The sequence below is a fragment of the Mesorhizobium sp. Root554 genome (assembly GCF_001427025.1).
GTDB lineage: Bacteria > Pseudomonadota > Alphaproteobacteria > Rhizobiales > Rhizobiaceae > Mesorhizobium.
Genome location: NZ_LMGA01000001.1, coordinates 1,410,724 through 1,428,261, shown reverse-complemented (window position 1 = coordinate 1,428,261; position 17,538 = coordinate 1,410,724). Strand labels below are relative to the sequence as shown.

The 17,538-nt window shown below is 64.1% G+C and carries 16 protein-coding genes; 8 read left to right on the top strand and 8 right to left on the bottom strand.

The window, feature by feature from the left end; translation table 11 throughout:
- Positions 1 to 918 carry a sugar kinase gene (locus ASD44_RS06890; RefSeq protein ID WP_056110095.1) on the bottom strand — a complete coding sequence of 306 codons (918 nt, stop codon included), beginning with the start codon at positions 916 to 918 and terminating at the stop codon, positions 1 to 3.
- Between the two features lie 148 nt (positions 919 to 1,066).
- Between ASD44_RS06890 and ASD44_RS06885 the strand changes: the two genes are divergently transcribed.
- Both ASD44_RS06885 and ASD44_RS06880 read left to right on the top strand, forming a co-directional pair.
- Entirely contained in the window at positions 1,067 to 1,507 is a 441-nt protein-coding gene (locus ASD44_RS06885) for a FixH family protein (RefSeq protein ID WP_056110093.1), read from the top strand.
- Between the two features lie 7 nt (positions 1,508 to 1,514).
- Positions 1,515 to 2,705: a cytochrome c peroxidase gene (locus ASD44_RS06880; protein WP_056110092.1), complete on the top strand. Its 1,191-nt coding sequence runs from the start codon at positions 1,515 to 1,517 to the stop codon at positions 2,703 to 2,705.
- A 2-nt stretch (positions 2,706 to 2,707) separates the two neighbouring features.
- Here the strand turns inward: ASD44_RS06880 and ASD44_RS06875 are convergent, their stop codons facing one another.
- Positions 2,708 to 3,160, bottom strand: a complete 453-nt coding sequence (locus ASD44_RS06875) for an Lrp/AsnC ligand binding domain-containing protein (protein WP_056110089.1) — start codon at positions 3,158 to 3,160, stop codon at positions 2,708 to 2,710.
- Between the two features lie 144 nt (positions 3,161 to 3,304).
- Here ASD44_RS06875 and putA point away from each other — a divergent pair, with 144 nt between their 5' ends.
- Positions 3,305 to 6,913 carry a bifunctional proline dehydrogenase/L-glutamate gamma-semialdehyde dehydrogenase PutA gene (gene putA, locus ASD44_RS06870; protein WP_056110088.1) on the top strand — a complete coding sequence of 1,203 codons (3,609 nt, stop codon included), beginning with the start codon at positions 3,305 to 3,307 and terminating at the stop codon, positions 6,911 to 6,913.
- 2 nt (positions 6,914 to 6,915) lie between these two features.
- Here the strand turns inward: putA and ASD44_RS06865 are convergent, their stop codons facing one another.
- The 4 genes from ASD44_RS06865 to ASD44_RS06850 form a co-directional block, all read right to left on the bottom strand.
- Positions 6,916 to 7,230 (bottom strand): antibiotic biosynthesis monooxygenase, encoded by a 315-nt coding sequence (locus ASD44_RS06865; protein ID WP_056110086.1) that lies wholly within the window; start codon positions 7,228 to 7,230, stop codon positions 6,916 to 6,918.
- Positions 7,231 to 7,291: 61 nt separating this feature from the next.
- Complete coding sequence (locus tag ASD44_RS06860; protein ID WP_162246415.1) at positions 7,292 to 8,569, bottom strand: energy transducer TonB; 1,278 nt, start codon at positions 8,567 to 8,569, stop codon at positions 7,292 to 7,294.
- Positions 8,570 to 8,645: 76 nt separating this feature from the next.
- Positions 8,646 to 9,086, bottom strand: a complete 441-nt coding sequence (locus tag ASD44_RS06855; RefSeq protein WP_056110082.1) for a hypothetical protein — start codon at positions 9,084 to 9,086, stop codon at positions 8,646 to 8,648.
- Between the two features lie 3 nt (positions 9,087 to 9,089).
- Positions 9,090 to 11,294 (bottom strand): TonB-dependent hemoglobin/transferrin/lactoferrin family receptor, encoded by a 2,205-nt coding sequence (locus ASD44_RS06850; RefSeq protein WP_156459802.1) that lies wholly within the window; start codon positions 11,292 to 11,294, stop codon positions 9,090 to 9,092.
- 195 nt (positions 11,295 to 11,489) lie between these two features.
- On the opposite strand from ASD44_RS06850, the gene hemP reads away from it, so the two are divergent.
- Genes hemP through ASD44_RS06825 form a run of 5 tightly spaced genes read left to right on the top strand, consistent with a single transcriptional unit; the run spans position 11,490 to position 15,589 of the window.
- Entirely contained in the window at positions 11,490 to 11,699 is a 210-nt protein-coding gene (hemP, locus tag ASD44_RS06845; protein WP_056110080.1) for a hemin uptake protein HemP, read from the top strand.
- A 19-nt stretch (positions 11,700 to 11,718) separates the two neighbouring features.
- Positions 11,719 to 12,780: a hemin-degrading factor gene (locus ASD44_RS06840; protein WP_056110077.1), complete on the top strand. Its 1,062-nt coding sequence runs from the start codon at positions 11,719 to 11,721 to the stop codon at positions 12,778 to 12,780.
- 11 nt (positions 12,781 to 12,791) lie between these two features.
- Positions 12,792 to 13,673, top strand: coding sequence for a hemin ABC transporter substrate-binding protein (locus ASD44_RS06835; RefSeq protein WP_056110075.1), 882 nt, complete (start codon positions 12,792 to 12,794; stop codon positions 13,671 to 13,673).
- Positions 13,674 to 13,685: 12 nt separating this feature from the next.
- Positions 13,686 to 14,786, top strand: coding sequence for an iron ABC transporter permease (locus tag ASD44_RS06830; protein WP_056110073.1), 1,101 nt, complete (start codon positions 13,686 to 13,688; stop codon positions 14,784 to 14,786).
- A gap of 11 nt (positions 14,787 to 14,797) precedes the next feature.
- Positions 14,798 to 15,589, top strand: a complete 792-nt coding sequence (locus ASD44_RS06825) for a heme ABC transporter ATP-binding protein (protein WP_056110070.1) — start codon at positions 14,798 to 14,800, stop codon at positions 15,587 to 15,589.
- Between the two features lie 27 nt (positions 15,590 to 15,616).
- Here the strand turns inward: ASD44_RS06825 and rirA are convergent, their stop codons facing one another.
- Both rirA and ASD44_RS06815 read right to left on the bottom strand, forming a co-directional pair.
- The gene (gene rirA, locus ASD44_RS06820) at positions 15,617 to 16,078 is read right to left on the bottom strand and encodes an iron-responsive transcriptional regulator RirA (protein ID WP_056110068.1); all 462 of its coding nucleotides are present in this window, start codon (positions 16,076 to 16,078) and stop codon (positions 15,617 to 15,619) included.
- A gap of 162 nt (positions 16,079 to 16,240) precedes the next feature.
- On the bottom strand, positions 16,241 to 17,434 hold the full coding sequence (locus tag ASD44_RS06815; RefSeq protein ID WP_056110067.1) for a hypothetical protein: 1,194 nt from the start codon (positions 17,432 to 17,434) through the stop codon (positions 16,241 to 16,243).
- Between the last annotated feature and the right edge of the window lie 104 nt (positions 17,435 to 17,538).

Sequence of the window (17,538 nt, the reverse complement as noted above, 5' to 3'; positions counted from 1 at the left end):
CTAGGCGGCGAAAGCAGTCCGCAGCACGTCGGCGGACGCAAGCGCGCCACGTACCTGAACGACGGCAGCGGCGACCCGGTGCGCGCGCCTTGCCGCTTCGGCCGGCGCATGGCCGGCAAGGCGGGCGGCGAGATAGCCGCCATTGAAGGAATCGCCGGCTCCGGTGGTGTCGACGGGCGAGGCGACCGTGACAGCGGGTACCGCGGCTGTGCCGCCATCGCCCACCACAAGGGCAGCATCCTCGCCGTTCTTCACCACAACTTCGCCGACATGCGCGGCCAAACGCGCGGCGGTTTCCTGCGGCGCGCCGTCGCCGAACAGCATCTGTTCGTCGGGAAAGGTCGGCAGGGCGATGTCCGTGACCGCCAGGGCTTCGGTGATTGCGGCCTGTGCTTCGTCGCGGCTTTGCCACAGGCGCGGCCGGTAGTTAGGGTCGAAGGCGATGCGGCTCCCCGCCGCTCGCGCGGCGGCGATCGCCGTCATCAGCGTCTTGCGGGCAGGCGCATCGAGAATTGCCAAAGTGATTCCGGAAAAATAGACAAGCGATTGGTTTTGCAGGCTTTTCGTTATGGAATCAGGCTGCGATGCAAGCTGTTTGGCCGCTGCGTCGTTGCGCCAATAGGTGAAGGACCGCTCGGCGCCGGTCAGCGTTATGGCATAGAGACCGGGCCGCGCGCCGGCGATGATGGGGCTGGCCCCGATGCCGATGCCGTGTGCTTTGAAGAACGCGATCTGGTCGCGTGAGAACGGGTCGTCGCCGAAGGCGGAGACGTAGGTGGCCGGGCCGCCCGTCAACGCCGAAAGCGCCCAGATCGTGTTGAAGGTGTCGCCGGCAAATCCCATGCGCCAGTTGCCGTCGGAGCCGTCCGACAGTTCGATCATGCACTCACCGATTGCCGCTATGCCTTGCGTAGTCATGCTTTTCCCGGAATTTTTGACTTTGCGATGCTTTAGCGCTTAAGCGACCTCCGCGCCATGCCTTGACGGGCGTGGTTTTTTCCGGTCCGTAAGATTTTGCAGGCAGGCTGAATCAAGGCTTCATCGGCTTGCCTCGGGAGTAACGGGCTTGGCATTTCTGGGGCGATACATACTGGCGGCAATCGGTCTCGCGGCGGTGCTGGTAGGCGTGCTGGCGGCCGTCTACCTGACCGCGCCCCGGCAGGCCGGTCCCGACCTTGCGCGGACGAAGAAAACGGTCAACGGCCTGTTCGTCGCCAGCATCGCGCCGGACCGGGACCCGATAACCCAGGGCGAACTGCACAGCTGGGTGCTGACGCTCAAGAGCGCCGCCGGCGACCCTGTGGAGAACGCCGCGATCGACATTTCCGGCGGCATGCCGCAGCACAGTCATGGCCTGCCGACCAGCCCGCAGGCGACCGATTATCTCGGCGGCGGTCAGTACCGCATCGACGGCATCAAGTTCTCGATGAGCGGCTGGTGGACACTGCACTTCAACATCTCCGCCAAGGCCGGTTCGGACTCCGTCACCTTCAACGTGGTGCTGTGAGGCGGCCATGCGCCGGCTCGGTCCGATCCTCGGCATCCTTCTGGCGCTGGCCGGCTGCGGCAAGCCGGATTTCTCCGATGCCGAAAAGAGGACCATCGCCTCGCTCGCCCTCTCGGCGCTGCCCCCGCTCAAACCCGACACGACCAATCGTTTTGCCGATGTACCGGGCGCGGCGGCGCTCGGCTCGACGCTTTTCTTCGACCCGTCGATGAGCGGCAACGGAACCGTATCCTGTTCGACCTGCCACAAGATTGACCGGCAGTTCCAGGATGACCTGCCGCAGGCGCAGGGCTTGGCGCGGACGAACCGCCGCACCATGCCGCTCGCCGGCGCCGCCTACAGCCCGTTCCTGTTCTGGGACGGACGGCGCGACAGCCTGTGGGCGCAGGCGCTGACGCCGCTGGAGGACGGCCGCGAGCATGGCGGCAACCGCGCAGCCTATGCCCATTACGTCAAAAACCGTTTCGGCGAACGCTATGAGCGCATCTTCGGCCCGCTGCCGGACCTTTCCGTCGTGCCCGCCAATGCCGGGCCGCTGGGAACGGAAGCGGACAAGGCTGCCTGGGACGGCATGTCGGAGGAACAGCGCGACAGCGTGAACCGGGTGTTCGCCAATATCGGCAAGGCGATCGCGGCGTTCGAACGATCGATCATGCCGACCCAAACGCGCTTCGACCGGTTCGCCGCGGCGCTGGCTTCGGGCACGCCAATCGACAGCGACGCCGCGCTGTCGCCGGAGGAGGTGCAGGGGCTGAAGCTCTTCATTGGCAAGGCCAATTGTTCTACCTGCCACAACGGTCCGCGCTTCACCGACGACAGCTTTCACAACACCGGCGTGCCGCCGGTCCCCGGATTTCCGGTGGATCGCGGCCGCATCGATGCGGTGACGCAGGTGACGGCCGATCCGTTCAATTGCCTCGGCGCGTATCGCGACGGACCGGTCGATGCCTGCGGCGAGCTGAAATTCATGAGCAAGGCCGCGCCGGAACTCATCCGCGCCTACAAGACACCGTCGCTGCGCGGCGCGGCCGGAAGGCCGCCTTACATGCATGCCGGGCAATTCGCGTCGCTGGACGAGGTGGTGGCGCACTATGCCAAGGCGCCGGCAAGCGTGGAGGGCGAAACCGAGCTTCACCCGCTGCGCTTGTCCGAACGGGAACGCGCGGCGCTGGTGGCGTTTTTGAAGACGCTGAACTGACGTCAACGGTCCTTGACCGTCTCCATCGCCACGAAGGTGGAGGTCTGCGCCACATGGGGCAGGGCGGAGATGCGCTCGCCCAGAACGCGGCGGTAGGCGGCGATGTCACGGGTGCGCACCTTGAGCAGATAGTCGAAGCTGGCCGCCATCATGTGGCACTGTTCGATTTCCGGCACGGCGGCGACGGCGCGGTTGAAGGCATCCAGCGCAGCCGAGCGCGTGTCCGAGAGCTTAACCTGGACGAAGGCGACATGGCCTTCGCCCATCTTCTCCCGGTCGACCATGGCGGCGTAGCCGCGAATGTAGCCGTCCTTCTCAAGCCGCTTCACCCGCGCCTGCACCGGCGTCTTCGACAGGCCGACCTTTTCCGCCAATTCGGCCATGGAGAGGCGGCCCTGGCCGGAAAGGGCGGAGAGGATGGATCTGTCGGTTCGGTCTAATCGGTCTTCGATCATGGCTATGATGGCTCAATCAGGTTATAAATGAATAGAAAAATAGCATGTTTAGACTATAAAGTCGATTTCTTTGGACCGGTTGCAAATAGGGGTCCGTGCTAGCCTTTAGAAAGCAGCCAACTCCAGTTCGTCTTCGAGGAATTCATGTCCGCGCTCGACACGATCCGCCATCAGATCCGCGCCAACACCCTTCCCGACGAAGCCAAAACGATGGCGCTGCTCTCCGGCGCGACCGGGCTTTCAGCCACTGACCGCGCGGCGATTTCGGAGCGGGCCGCCAAACTGGTGCGCAAGGTGCGCGGGTCGTCCGACCCGCGGCTGATGGAGGTTTTCCTGTCATCCTACGGCCTGTCGACCCGCGAGGGCGTCGCACTGATGTGTCTTGCCGAGGCACTGCTGCGGGTACCCGACACCGAGACCATGGACGAACTGATCGCCGACAAGATCGCGCCGCATGACTGGTCGGCGCATTCCGGCTCCTCGTCGTCGATCTTCGTCAACGCCTCGACTTGGGCGCTGATGCTGACCGGCCGTGTGCTGGAGGAAGGCGAAGGCAATATCGAACGCACGCTGCGCTCGATGGTGCGGCGCCTCGGCGAGCCGGTCATCCGCACCGCCGTCGCCGCCGCCATGCGCGAGATGGGCGAGCAGTTCGTGCTCGGGCGCACCATCGCCGAGGCGGTCAAGCGCGGACGCTCCATGACGCAGAAAGGCTATGTCTATTCCTTCGACATGCTGGGCGAGGCCGCGCGCACCGAGCACGATGCATTGCGCTATCTGAAGGCCTATGCCGATGCGATTGCCGCACTGGCGCCGAGCACCAGGAGCGAGGACATCCGGCTCAATCACGGCATTTCAGTGAAACTGTCGGCGCTGCATCCGCGCTACGAAGTCTCCCAGAAGGAAACCATGCTGCCGGTGATGACCGAGCGGCTCACCACGCTGGCGCTTGCTGCCCGCGCGGCGCGCATGGGCCTCAACGTCGATGCGGAGGAGGCGGACCGGCTCGACCTGTCGCTGGACGTCATCGAAGCTGTGCTGGCCGATGAGCGGCTTGCAGGCTGGGATGGTTTCGGCGTCGTCGTCCAGGCCTATGGTCCGCGCGCTTTCCACGTCATCGACTGGCTGCACGCGCTGGCCGGGCGTCTCGACCGCAGGATCATGGTGCGTCTCGTTAAAGGCGCTTATTGGGACACGGAGATCAAGCGCGCCCAGGCGATGGGACTATCCGGTTATCCGGTGTTTACCCGCAAGGCCAACACCGATGTTTCCTACATGGCCTGCGCGCGAAAGCTGCTGTCGATGACCGACCGCATCTATCCGCAATTTGCGACGCACAATGCGCACACCGTGGCGACTATCCTGTCGATGACGCCGGACCGGGACCGCTTCGAGTTCCAGCGCCTGCATGGCATGGGCGAAGCCCTGCACGAGGCCGTGCGCAAGGGTGAGGGCACCCGCTGCCGCATTTATGCGCCGGTGGGGGCGCATTCCGATCTTCTGGCCTATCTGGTGCGCCGCCTTTTGGAGAATGGCGCCAACTCCTCCTTCGTGCATCAGTTGACCGACGACGAGGTTGCGCCCGAGGTGATCGCGCGCGATCCGCTGGACGTGCTGGAGAGTCAGGGGCCTGCCGCGAACCCGGCCATACCAAAGCCTTCGGCGATATTCGGCGGGGCCCGTCGCAACTCGAAGGGCTGGGACATCACCGACGCGATGACGCTCGCCGCCATCGACAAGGAACGGGCGAAGTTCGCCAGTCCATACCGCTGGATGGCCAAGGCGCTGACACGAGCCGAAGGCAAGGCGGCGGCGCGACAGGTGCTGAACCCGGCGAATCCGTCCGAGACCGTCGGCAGCGTGACGGAGGCGACACGAGAACAGGTCGCCACGGCAGTTGGCATTGCGGTCGAGGCGCAACCTGCATGGGCGGCAACACCGGTGGCCGAACGCGCCGCGATCCTGCAGCGCGCCGCCGATCTCTACGAGGCGAACGCGGTGGAATTCTTCGCGCTGGCGACCCGCGAGGCCGGCAAGACACTGGCGGACGGTGTTGCCGAGGTGCGGGAGGCGGTGGATTTCCTGCGCTACTATGCCTCCGAAGCAGCGCATGCCGAAGCCGGCACGCAGGCGCGGGGCGCGATCGCCTGCATCTCGCCCTGGAACTTTCCGCTCGCCATCTTCACCGGACAGATCGCGGCGGCGCTGGCGACCGGCAATGCGGTTCTCGCCAAGTCCGCCGAGCAGACGCCGCTGATCGCGTTCCGTGCGGTCGAATTGCTGCATGAGGCCGGCGTGCCGAAGGACGTTCTCCACCTTTTACCAGGCGACGGGCCATCGGTCGGCGCGCCGCTGACCGCCGATCCCCGTATCGCCGGCGTCTGCTTCACCGGCTCGACAGAGGTCGCGAAGCTGATCGAAAAGCAATTGGCGGAAACGGCTTCGCCGGATGCCATGCTGATCGCCGAGACCGGCGGGCTGAACGCGATGATCGTCGATTCCACCGCGCTGCCGGAGCAGACCGTGCGCGACGTGCTGGCGTCTGCCTTCCAGAGCGCCGGCCAGCGCTGCTCGGCGCTACGCATCCTCTACGTTCAAAAGGACGTGGAGAAGAAGATGCTGGGCATGCTGGGGGGGGCGCTTGCCGCGCTCAAGGTCGGCGACCCATGGGATATCGCCACCGATGTCGGCCCGGTGATCGACGCTGAGGCGCAGGGCTCTATCAGGGACTATGTCGCCGCCATGACGGCGCAGGGCAGGGCGATTGCTACGCTGGATGCTCCGGAAAGCGGCCGGTTCGTCGCGCCAGCCGTGTTGCGGGTCACAGGCATCGGCGAGATGGAGCGCGAAGTGTTCGGCCCGGTGCTGCACGTCGCCAGTTTCGACGCCGACGAGATCGATGCCGTCATCGCCGCCATCAACCGCAAGGGCTACGGCCTGACCTTCGGCTTGCATACGCGCATCGAGGGCCGCGTCCAGCACGTGGTCGACGGCATCCATGCCGGCAATATCTACGTCAACCGCAACCAGATCGGCGCCGTCGTCGGCTCGCAGCCTTTTGGCGGCGAGGGATTGTCCGGCACCGGCCCGAAGGCAGGCGGGCCGCATTATCTGCGGCGGTTTCGCAAAGGCGGGCAGGGCGCAGGTTCTTTGCCCGGCACGGCAACCGTAGCGTCTGACGAATTGACAAAGGCCATGCCGCCTCCAGCCACCGACTGGGCAATGCGGGCCGACCGCATCGCCATCCTGCGCAAGCACCTGCGCGGCAAAGGGGCCGCGGCGGTAGCTTCGGCGGCGAGCCTGGATTACGGACAAGTCGATCTGCCTGGCCCGACGGGTGAAGCCAATACGCTGTCGCTGGTGCCGCGCGGCAGAGCGCTGTGCCTGGGGCCGGATGCGGACACGCTTCTGGCGCAGGTGATCCAGGCCTTGGGCGCCGGCAACGCGGTTCTCGCTGTTGCGCCGGGCGCGCCGGCGATCCTCTCGGCGCTGACCGGCAAGGAACTGCCGCTGACCGTCATCGACGGCGCGGTCGATGCCGCCAGCCTTCGGACAGCGCCGTTCGACCTCGTTGCCTTTTTCGGCGATCCCGACGATATGCGGGTGCTGCGCCAAGCGCTAGCGCGACGCGACGGCCCGCTGGTGCCACTGGTCAGCGAGGTGCTTTATCCTGCAGCCTATGCGCACGAGCGCGCGGTCTGCGTCGACACCACGGCGGCGGGCGGCAACGCCAGCCTGCTCGCATCGGCCTAAGCTCAAGCGCCTTCGACGACCGAAAAGCCTTCGAACTGCGGATGGCCGATATAGGAAACCTTGCCGGAGCCGGCATTGCGGTGAGCGGCGCGGAAATTCTCCGATTTCGTCCAGGCGATGAAGTCCTCATGGCTTGCCCAAACCGTATGCGAGGCGAAGAGCGTATAGCCTTCCTCTTCGTTCACCGGCCCGCGCAGCAGATGGAATTCCTTGAAACCGGCCATCTCGGAGAGAGAGGAATTGCGGGTCTTCCAGACGGTTTCGAAGGCGTCTTCCCCGCCCTTCCGCACCTTGAAGCGGTTCATGGCAATATACATCGACTATCCTCTCAGAGGTTGCTTGATTCGAATCAGCGGCTTCTTGATGTTTATTCACGTTTCACTTCACCCCCAGAGGCAGGGTAAAGGACCAGCTCGAACGGCCGGCGTCTGGCGGAATGGGCGGGAAGGGCGCGGCGCGGCGCACGATGGCCAGCGCCGCCTGATCGAGGTCCGGTGAGCCGGAACTGCTGGCGATGCCGACCCCGCTCAGTCCGCCGCTGGCGTTGACGGTGAAGGATACCCGCACATCGCGGCGCGCTTTCGAGATCGTCGAGCGCGACAGGCTGCGCATGGCGCGGCGCAGTTTCGCCGCCACCTTGCCCGGATAATTTGATACGGCGGCGTTGCCGGCGGCGGATCTGCCGCTTTTGCCGGCTGCGGTATTTTTGCCGCTGGCCTTGCCATCGGCGACACCGCGCTTGGAGTCGGCTTGATTCTCGCCGTGCGATCCAGATCGCGTCTTTCCGGTCTCCGTCTTCTTCTTTTCGGCCGACTTCGCCTTTTCGGCCTTCTCCCTGTGCGTTCCGGCAGTCTTGGCCGGCTTTGCCTTCACTCCCTTCGTCGGCGGCTCTTTCGGTTCCGCCTTCTTGTCCACCGGTTTCGGCTTTTCAGCAGGCTTAGGCTTCTCGACCGGCTGGGGCTCCGGGGCGATGGTCTCGCTCGCAGGAGCCGGCTTTGCCGCAGGAACGTCCTCGGCCTTGGTCGGCGGTTCGGCGACAGGTGGCTGGACCGTGTTGTCTTCATCCGGCGAAACGCTGTCTGCCGAGAGAACCTCCGGTTTGGGATCGGCCGGCGTTGGCGTCAGGGTCTCAGCAGGCGCCGGTTCTGACGGTGTTTCGCTGACAGGCGCAACGGCTTCCGTCACGGGAGCTTCGGTTGCCACGTCTTCGACCGGCTGCGCCGTCTCCGCTACCTCGACCGGCAGGGCCTCGATGCTGTCGACAGGCTTCGGCTGAACCATCGGCACCAGCGTGACCTGCAGGGTGTCGGGCTCATTCGCCGGCGCGCCGGTCGAAGCCTGGTCCTGCGGGGCATTGCCAAGAAGAAGGACACCCGCCTGATCGGACCCCTCGATGAGGATATCGTTATCGAAAAATCCAGACAGGAATGCCCAGGCCACGGCTGCGTGGAGCAGCAGCGAGCAGGTGATCGCAATCTTCCACTTGGCGCTGCTTTCAAGGGTGCGGCCTTGCGCGGCGTGCAGGGGTTCTGACGGTTTTGTCGAAAGCTCGGCCTTCGTGTCGGCAATGTAGATGCGCTCGCCGGCATCGCGCATCCCCGGCTGAAGCGCGCCGCGCGGAATTGCGAATACCGGATCGTCCGGTTCGGGGGGCATGGCGCCAACCCCGGCCAGGGGCCAGGCAATGGTCGTTCGCGAAAAGGCTGGCTCCATTCCCATTGTGGCGCTTCCGTCAGACGCCGAAGGCGATGCCGGCCTTGTTCGCCGTCTTGAGGCCGCGCATGCAAGCGGTGGGCTCAATGCGGTTGCCGCCGCATTCGGTGACGCTGTTGACCAGAACGCGGCCGATCTTGCCGCAATCCGTCCCCGAAAGGTCGAAACGCCTCACGCGGGTCTTGCCTGCCGGCAATTCCCTGAAATCGAGTACGGTCAGCCGGTCGACCACGCCGGCATCGTTGAACAGGGCGATCTCGAACGCCGCCTTGGACAGGTCGGCGCCAAGTCCGTTGTTGACCACGAAGGTGAGGCGGCAGCCCTTGTCCGATGGCTGCGCGGCATTCAGTTCCAGCGAAAGCGCTGGCGCCGGCTGCTGGGCGTGGGCAGGCTGAAAGGCAACCCAGGATGCGGCGGCGGTAAACGCCGCCAATATGTTTCGGATTGCCTTCCGGGTCATGGCCTAGCCTCCAAATCGCATGGTCGCCGCGAGCTTGACGGAGACGCCCGGCTCGTAAAGCTTCGTGGTGGTAGTGGTGTTCAGCGGGTTGGCGTATTTGACGTCGAAGATGTTGTCGACGCGGAAGTCGAGCTTGAAATCGTCGGTCGCCTGATAGCTGGCGAAGGCATTGACCAGCGTGTAGTCGTCCGCCGTTGCGTTGCCCTTCGGCTTGCCATTGTGCTGGACCTCGCCGCCGACAGTCAGCCTGTCCTCGAAAAAGCGGAAGCCGAGCTGCGCGGTGACCTGCGAGGAGGGGGTGGTGACCATATCGGCGCGCACGCCGTCATCGTCGATCGTGTGACCGTTGATGACGGAAGCCGAAAGCCCGGCAAAGCCCCAGCCGGCATCATAGATGCTTTCAACCTCGAAACCGTTGATCCTGGCCTTGGCGAAATTCCGGTACTGGGTACAGATCGGAATGGTGCCGCCGAACGGACAGCCGCTGGTCGGATCGAAGGGCGAAAGGGTGACGCCGTCGATATAGTCTTCGACATTGTTGTTGAAGTAGGCGGCCTTGATGCGCAGCGCGTCATCCGGCTGGAACACGCCATCGGTCTTGTAGTTGGCGCCGAACTCCCATGTCTTGCCGGTTTCCGGCCTGAGGTTCGGATTGGGCAGGAACGGGAACGACACGCCTGCCGGATGCAGGCCGCTGATCAGCGTCTCGGTGAGCGAGGGGGAGCGGTAGCCTTCGGCATACGTACCGTAGAATTGCAGACCTTCCAGATGCGGGCCATCGAACGGCGAGACGCCGACGGTGATGCGGGGCGACAGCCTGTCGCCGGAATTGTCGATGCCGCCGCCCTTCAGGCTGTAGGTATCGTAGCGAAGTCCGGTGATGACCTGCAGCCAATCCCAGGTCATCTTGTCCTGGATGTAGGCACCCGCGACCTGACGCTTGCCGGAAGGCGTGTAGAAGGAATCTCCGCCCGCAGCGCCTTCCGTAGCGACATCGTCGCTGACGAGGTCGCCGCCATAGGTCAGTTCGTGGTCGAGACCGCCGGTCTGGAAGCGGGACGTGTTCCAGACGTCAAAACTGGTCGTGCCGATGTCGAAGGTGTTCAGCGATCCGGCTGGCAGGACGACCGGCAGGCCGGTGACCGGGTCGAAACGGCCGCCGAGCGGGCGCAAGCTGGTCTGGTCGATGCCGGTCCGGTTGTAGGCGACGTTGACGTGGAGATCGAGCCAGCTCTTATCTTCGTCGGTGATGTTGTAGCGGGCCGTCCAGGTGTTCTGCTTCATGTCGAGGTCGTAAGCCGGCGACCCGCCGCTGACTTCCTGCCAGCTGTCGCTGGCGCCGATCCAGCCGAGCTTCAACTCGCTGTTCTCGGAGGGCTTGATGTCGGCCTTGAGCATACCGCTCAGGACGTCGAAGCCGGTGCCGCCGACCCTGTCGCCGCCGCCGTCCTTGTAGTCGTCATAGTCGCGGTAGACGATGTTGCCGAGCACGCTGGCATTCTCGTTGAATTTGTAGGCGCCGGTGGCGCTTGTGGTCCAGCCATTGCCGTTGCTTTCATAGCGGCCGGTCAGCGAGGTCGCCCAGGTTTCGCCGGGACGCAGGAAATCGTCGGCGTCTTTCGTGGCGAGCATGACGACGCCGCCGATGGCGCCTGAGCCGTAGGTGTTGGCGACCGGCCCGCGGATGACGTCTGCCGAGTTCAGCAATTCCGGATCGACCCAGAAGGTCGATTGCGTGCCGTGGTCGGAACGCTGGAAGTTCTGCCTTGCGCCATCGAGGATGACCTGGACGCGCCCGAAATCCTGCAGGCCGCGAATGTTGACGCTGGAGGCGACGCGCCTGGCGTCGGCCTGCATGGTGATGCCCGGAACGCCGAAGAACACGTCGCCCGGCGTCGTCGCCATGCGGCGTTCCAGTTGTTCCTTATCCACATGGCTCGAGGCGGACATGGATTCGATCGACGTTTCGCCTGTGCGGCTCAGCAGCAGGATCTTGTCGAGAAGGGTCGTGCCTTCCGCCGTCTTGGCCCGCTCATCCTGCTCCGTCCGGCCGGTGTCTGGCTGGCCGGCCTCCTGCGCATGAACGAGAGAAGCCGAAAGCGCGACGATCGCCGCGCCGGCCAGAAGCGTTGCCGCTCCGCGCGGCGCGCGCAAAAGCGTCGGTCGCCCATGTTCAATATCAATTCCGTCGCGCTGCCCCAGCCTCATTTCCAACTCCAGATCCGTTGCCTGCTGGCTGGCCAAAGCGCTTGCTCGCAAATTTCTCTCAAACCGGCGCCTTAAATGTTGACTCATTTTGTCCGGTATTGCACTGACTAGTAAACATGATTATTCAAGTCAACAAATGAATCGGCATTTGCCCGGCCGATAAGCGGGCAACGGCAGAGACAGGAGTCGCACTCGATGAACACGCATAATCCCGACGATTTCCGCTATCGCTTCCGCCGCGTGGAAACGCGCACGCCGGTGCGTGTGGAGCGCGTTCCGCTATCCGTCCGGACGCTTTCCTCGAACTCGCTGTTCCAGGGCGATCACGAGATCGGGATCGAACATCACGGCGCGCTCTACCGGCTCAAGATCACCCGGCAGGGCAAGCTCATCCTCAACAAGTAAGAACCGGCAGAAGGCAATCATGGACCAGCGCATGAAACCCACTTCGCAAGAGATCAGGCGCGCCCGGATCGACAATCCGAAAATGCGCGAGCGCGACCTCGCCGCCGACCTTGGCATTTCCGAAGCCGAATTGGTGGCGGCGCATTGCGGAGACGGCGTCGTGCGGGTGGAGCCGCGCGTCGATGCGCTGCTGACCGGACTCGAAGCGGTCGGCGAAGTGATGGCGTTGACCCGCAACGAAAGCGCCGTGCACGAGAAGATCGGCGTCTATGACAAGATCGTCACCGGCAACCACAATGCCATGGTGCTGGGCGCGGATATCGACCTGCGCATCTTCCCCAAGATGTGGGCGCATGGGTTCGCCGTCGAAAAGCGTGACGGCGACGCCATCCGCCGCAGCATGCAATTCTTCGACGAAGCCGGCGCCGCCGTGCACAAGGTGCATCTGCGGCCGGATTCCGATCTTCAGGCCTATGAGAAGCTGGTCGCTGAACTGATTTCCGGCGACCAGGAACCTCGCATCGAAGTGGCCAGCGTGGCCGTGCACGACGATGCGGCAGGCGAGGACGCTTCGGCCAACGTCGATGATTTGCGCAACCGCTGGAGCCAGCTCACCGACGTGCATCAGTTCTTCGGCATGCTGCGCACGCTGAAGCTGAGCCGCCGACAGGCCGTGCGGATGGTCGGGCAGGACTACGCCTGGCTGCTCGACAAGGACGCACTGCCGGCGATGATGAACCACGCCGCCGAAGGCGACATGCCGATCATGTGTTTCGTCGGCAACCGCGGCTGCATCCAGATCCATTCCGGGCCGATCAAGTCGATCAAGACCATGGGGCCATGGATCAACGTTCTGGACGAGACATTCCATCTGCATCTCAGGCTCGACCACGTCCAGGAAGTCTGGGCCGTGCGCAAGCCGACCAGGGACGGCCATGTGACGTCGCTGGAGGTCTATGACGGTGATGGCCGGATGATCATCCAGTTCTTCGGAAAGCGGCATGAGGGGCAGGGTGAGCGTGAAGACTGGCGCTTCCTGGCGGAAAACCTGCCGCGTATTCCCAGCCCCTACGCAGCCTGAAAGAGGTTTCGATGACGTATTTCCGAAGCCTGCTGGTGGCGCTGGCCGTCGGCCTGTATTCGCAGGCGCTGCCGGCGATGGCCGCAGATGACGCCTCGGTATTTCCGGATACCTCAAGGATCGTCAGCATCGGCGGCGCCATCACCGAGATCGTCTTCGCTCTTGGCGAGCAGGATCATCTGGTGGCGCGCGATTCGACCAGCGTCTATCCTGAAGCAGCGTTCAAGCTTCCGGATGTCGGCTACATGCGCCAGCTTTCGCCGGAAGGGGTTCTGTCGGTCAATCCATCGGGCATTCTGGCGCTGCAGGGCAGCGGACCGAAGGAAGCCGTCGACGTGCTCAAGAAGGCGAGCGTGCCTTTCATCGAAGTGCCGGAGGAGTACGACCATCAGGGCATCCTCGACAGGATCCGCATCGTCGGAAAGGCGCTTGGCGTCGATGCCAAGGCTGATGCCCTTGTTGCAGAGACCGACGCCAGGCTGAAAGCGGTGGAAAGCCGGGTCGCCTCGGTCAAGCAGCGCAAGCGCATCCTGTTCGTCCTGTCGGCGCAGGGCGGCAAGATACTGGCTTCCGGCAGCGACACCGCCGCCAGCGGCATCATCTCGCTCGCCGGAGGGATCAATGCGGTGGAAGGCTATACCGGTTACAAGCAACTTTCCGACGAGGCCATCGTCACGGCCGCGCCCGACGTCATCCTGATGATGCGGCGCGGCGGCCCGGAAACGTCCGACGCCGAAGTCCTCGGCAATCCTGCCATCGCGCAGACGCCCGCCGGCAAGGCAAAAGCCGTCATCCGCATGGATGGCAGCTATCTGCTCGGCTTCGGCCCCCGCACGGCCAGCGCCATCCACGATCTCGCGCTCGCGCTCTATGGCGGGCAGGTCGCCAATTGAGCGGCCGGGAGAATGGTTGACCAGACTTTGACCGGCGTGCCGGGTATGAGCACGGTGGCAGAAGGCGACCGGTCCGTCCGCGCCCGTGCGGTCATTTTCGCGCTGGTCGGCGTTCTGATCGTGACTGCCTTGCTCAGCCTGGCGTCGGGGGCTTCCGACGCTTCGCCGGTCGGCGTGGTGAGCGACTGGCTGTTCGGCCCTTCGGCGGGCGGCGATGCTCTCAGCGCGCGCGACCGCGTCATCATCAATGACATCCGCCTGCCGCGCGTGCTGATGGGGGCGCTGATCGGCGCGGCCCTGGCTGTATCTGGCGCTGTGATGCAGGGGCTTTTCCGCAACCCGCTTGCCGACCCCGGCCTGATCGGCATTTCCGCCGGGTCGAGCCTCGGCGCCGTCGGCGTCATCGTGCTCGGCGCAACGGTTCTTGCGCCCTTCACCGACCTGTTCGGTGCGCTGGCGCTGCCATTCGCGGCCTTTGTCGGCGGGCTGATCACGACGCTGATCCTTTACCGCATCGCCACGCGCCAGGGGCAGACGTCAGTTGCAACCATGCTGCTCGCCGGTATCGCGCTGGCGGCGCTGGCGATGGCGCTGACCGGCGTGCTGATCTACATGGCCGACGACCGGCAGTTGCGCGACCTGACATTCTGGCAACTCGGCTCGCTGGCCGGGGCAACATGGCAGAAGATTGGCGTGGTCGGTCCGATCATCGCGGTGGCGCTGGCCGCGACGCCTTTCCTGGCGCGCGGGCTCAATGCGCTGGCGCTCGGCGAAGCGACGGCGCATCACCTTGGCATACCTGTCCAGCGGCTGAAATACATTGCCATTGTCGCTGTCGCGGCGGCGGTCGGCGCATCGGTCGCGGTCAGCGGCGGCATCGGCTTCGTTGGCATCGTCGTGCCGCATCTGCTGAGGCTGCTGATCGGCCCCGACAACCGCTACCTGCTGCCCGCCTCGGCCTTGCTGGGCGCGGTGCTGCTTCTGCTTGCGGACGCCGTCGCGCGCACCATCGTCGCTCCCGCCGAGCTTCCCATCGGCATTGTGACCGCCTGCGTCGGCGGCCCCTTCTTCCTGTGGATTCTGCTGCGCAAGCGCGGCGTCCTCGATCTCTAGCGAGAAACACCATGATCGACGCCCATGATGTCTCGGTGGCGATAGGCGGCAAGGCCATCGTTTCCGCTGTCGATTTCACCGCCAGAGCCGGCGAGGTGACGGCGATCGTTGGACCGAACGGATCGGGCAAGACCACCTTGCTTCGGGCGCTGTCGGGCGACCTTCCCTATAACGGCCGCGTTGCGATCAATGGCTTCGACCTTGCCGGCCTCAAGCCGGTCGAAGCGGCGGCGATGCGCGCCGTGCTGCCGCAGGCGACGACGCTGGCGTTTCCCTTCACGGTGCGTGAAATCATCCGGCTCGGGCTTGTCGGCGGCCGTTCGGGCGCGTTGGCTGGCGAGGACAAGCAACTGCCGGAGCGGGCCTTGGCGCGCGTCGACCTCGAAGGATTCGCCGGACGCTTCTATCAGGAGCTATCCGGCGGCGAGCAGCAGCGCGTGCAACTGGCGCGCGTGCTCTGCCAGGTGTGGACGCCGGTTCTGGATGGTAAGCCGCGCTACCTGCTCCTCGACGAGCCGGTTTCCAGCCTGGATATCAAGCACCAGCTTATCATCATGGATGTGGCGCGCGATTTTGCCCGGCGCGGCGGCGGGGTCGTCGCCATCCTGCATGACCTCAACCTGACGGCGATGTATGCGGACCGCATCTGCGTCATGCATCGCGGCCGGCTGACGGCAGACGGCGCGCCGGTCGATGTCCTCAGTGACAATCTGATGGATACGGTTTTCGGCTGCCGGCTGAAGATCGGTGCGCTGCCGGCAGGCAACATGCCCTTCGTGCTGCCGCAGTCGGCCGCACGTTAAAACCGGTCCAAGCGAGATTGCAGGCAGTCAGGCGGCGGGCGCGCGGCGCTCGATCATGTCGATGCCGAGCAGGTTGCGCACATTCGGGCGCGCGGCGATCAGGTCGGCGATCGAATAGCGTGCCAGCACGTCGAAGAAGGCGTTGAGCGCTTCGCGCAGAGCCGAATTCAGCGAGCAGCTATCGACCAGCGGGCACTCCGTCGCATCGCTTTCGAAGCATTCGGCCATGGCGAAATTTTCTTCGGTGACGCGTACAACGTCGAAAAGGCTGATCTGGCTGGCCTGCCGACCGAGCCGGACGCCGCCATTGCGGCCCCGCACGGTTTCAACCAGACGGTGCTCCACCAAAGGCTGCAGGATCTTGAACAGGAAGAGTTCGGAGACCGTATAGGCGGCGGCGATTTCGGGAATGCGGCTCAGCCGGCCGTCATTGGCCGCGCAATACATCAGGATACGCATGGCATAGTTGGTTTGGCGCGTGAGACGCATGATCGTTCCTCACATGGCAGTCATTTTGTCGAATATGGCCTATACCTTGGAACAATTCCAGACAAGGCGGATCATATACATGAATTAGCTCATCAACTTTAATGTCACGAAAAAGGCCGCGGCATTGACGCCGCGGCCTTTCGTTTGATGCGGAATGGCCGTTCAGTCTTCGTTGGCGGTCACGGTGACGCCGAGGGTCTTGGGCAGGCTTTTCGGGTCAGACGTCGCGCCGGCAGCGATCAGCGCGAATGGCACCGGCGCGGGCGGACTGGCTTTGATCTCGAGGCTCTTCGGATCATCCAGGAACTTGCCGACAGCGGCGGTGACCTGCGCGGTCAGTTCCGCATTATTGAGCTGCGCCATGCCGAAGGGTACGATGGCCTTGGCCTGATTGGCGATGTCCTTGGCCGACATGCCCTGCTGCTTGCCGACATATTCCAGCACCTTGCCGGTGAAGGAATCGTCGTCGAACCGGATCGACGCAGCGTTGAAGCTGAGCTGCTGCATCAGGCCGAGCATGGCCATGCCCTGGGCCGACTTGTCGGCGTCATCGGGCTGCGCGGCCATCTTCTTCTGCAAATCCTGCAGCGACTTGATGAAATCCATCGTGTAGCCGCCGAAATCGAAGGTCATGCCGAAGGTGCCGGCATCATCGACGGTAACGTCGTACTGGGACAGAACCATCTTGCCGTCCGAGGGCTTCCATGTGCCTTCCACCTCGATATTGCCGGAGATGTTCTGGTAGCCGAGCCCGTCGATGAGCTGTTTCGACTTCGGATCCTGCACCAGCGAGAGATCGCCGGTGAACTTCTCGACCGTGCCGGTGAACTCCATGGCGTTGCCGTTTTCCGGCGGCGTGATCTCGGCCGAGAAATTCTCCATGGTGAAGGCCGTCTTGTCGGCCATCTTCACCGTCAGGTTTTCCAGTTCGGCCGATTTGTACATCATCAGCCCGGCGATCGGGTCGGTGCCATTCTCGGGCGGTAATGTCAGGTCGCTCATGATGAAGGGGCTCATCTCGACCGCCATGCCCTCGACGGTGCGCGAGATCGCCTCGGTCGAAACCGTATCGACCGTATAGACGCCATTGTCCTCGGAGATACCCTCAAGGGTCACTTTGCCGATCGGCAAGCTTTCCTTTTCGACAGCGGGTTTGATGGAAACGCCATCGAGCACCATGCTGGATGCATCGCCGGAGACCCCGGTCCAGGCGATATCGACGCCCTGCTTGGCCATCAGCGCCTTGATGCGGTTGGCGACGGCTGTCGTGTCCTGGGCGAAGGCCGCATTCAGCGGCAGGGTGAGAAGGAAGGTGGAAATAGCAAGCTTCTGAAAAGTCGGGCGGAGGAGCGTCATCGCGTTTTCCCTGAATGGTCCTTGGCGTTTGCCGAAATTCTTTACGCCATCCCCTGTCCGTGAAGAACTGGACTGGAAAAAGGCATCGCCGCCACAATGGTCGA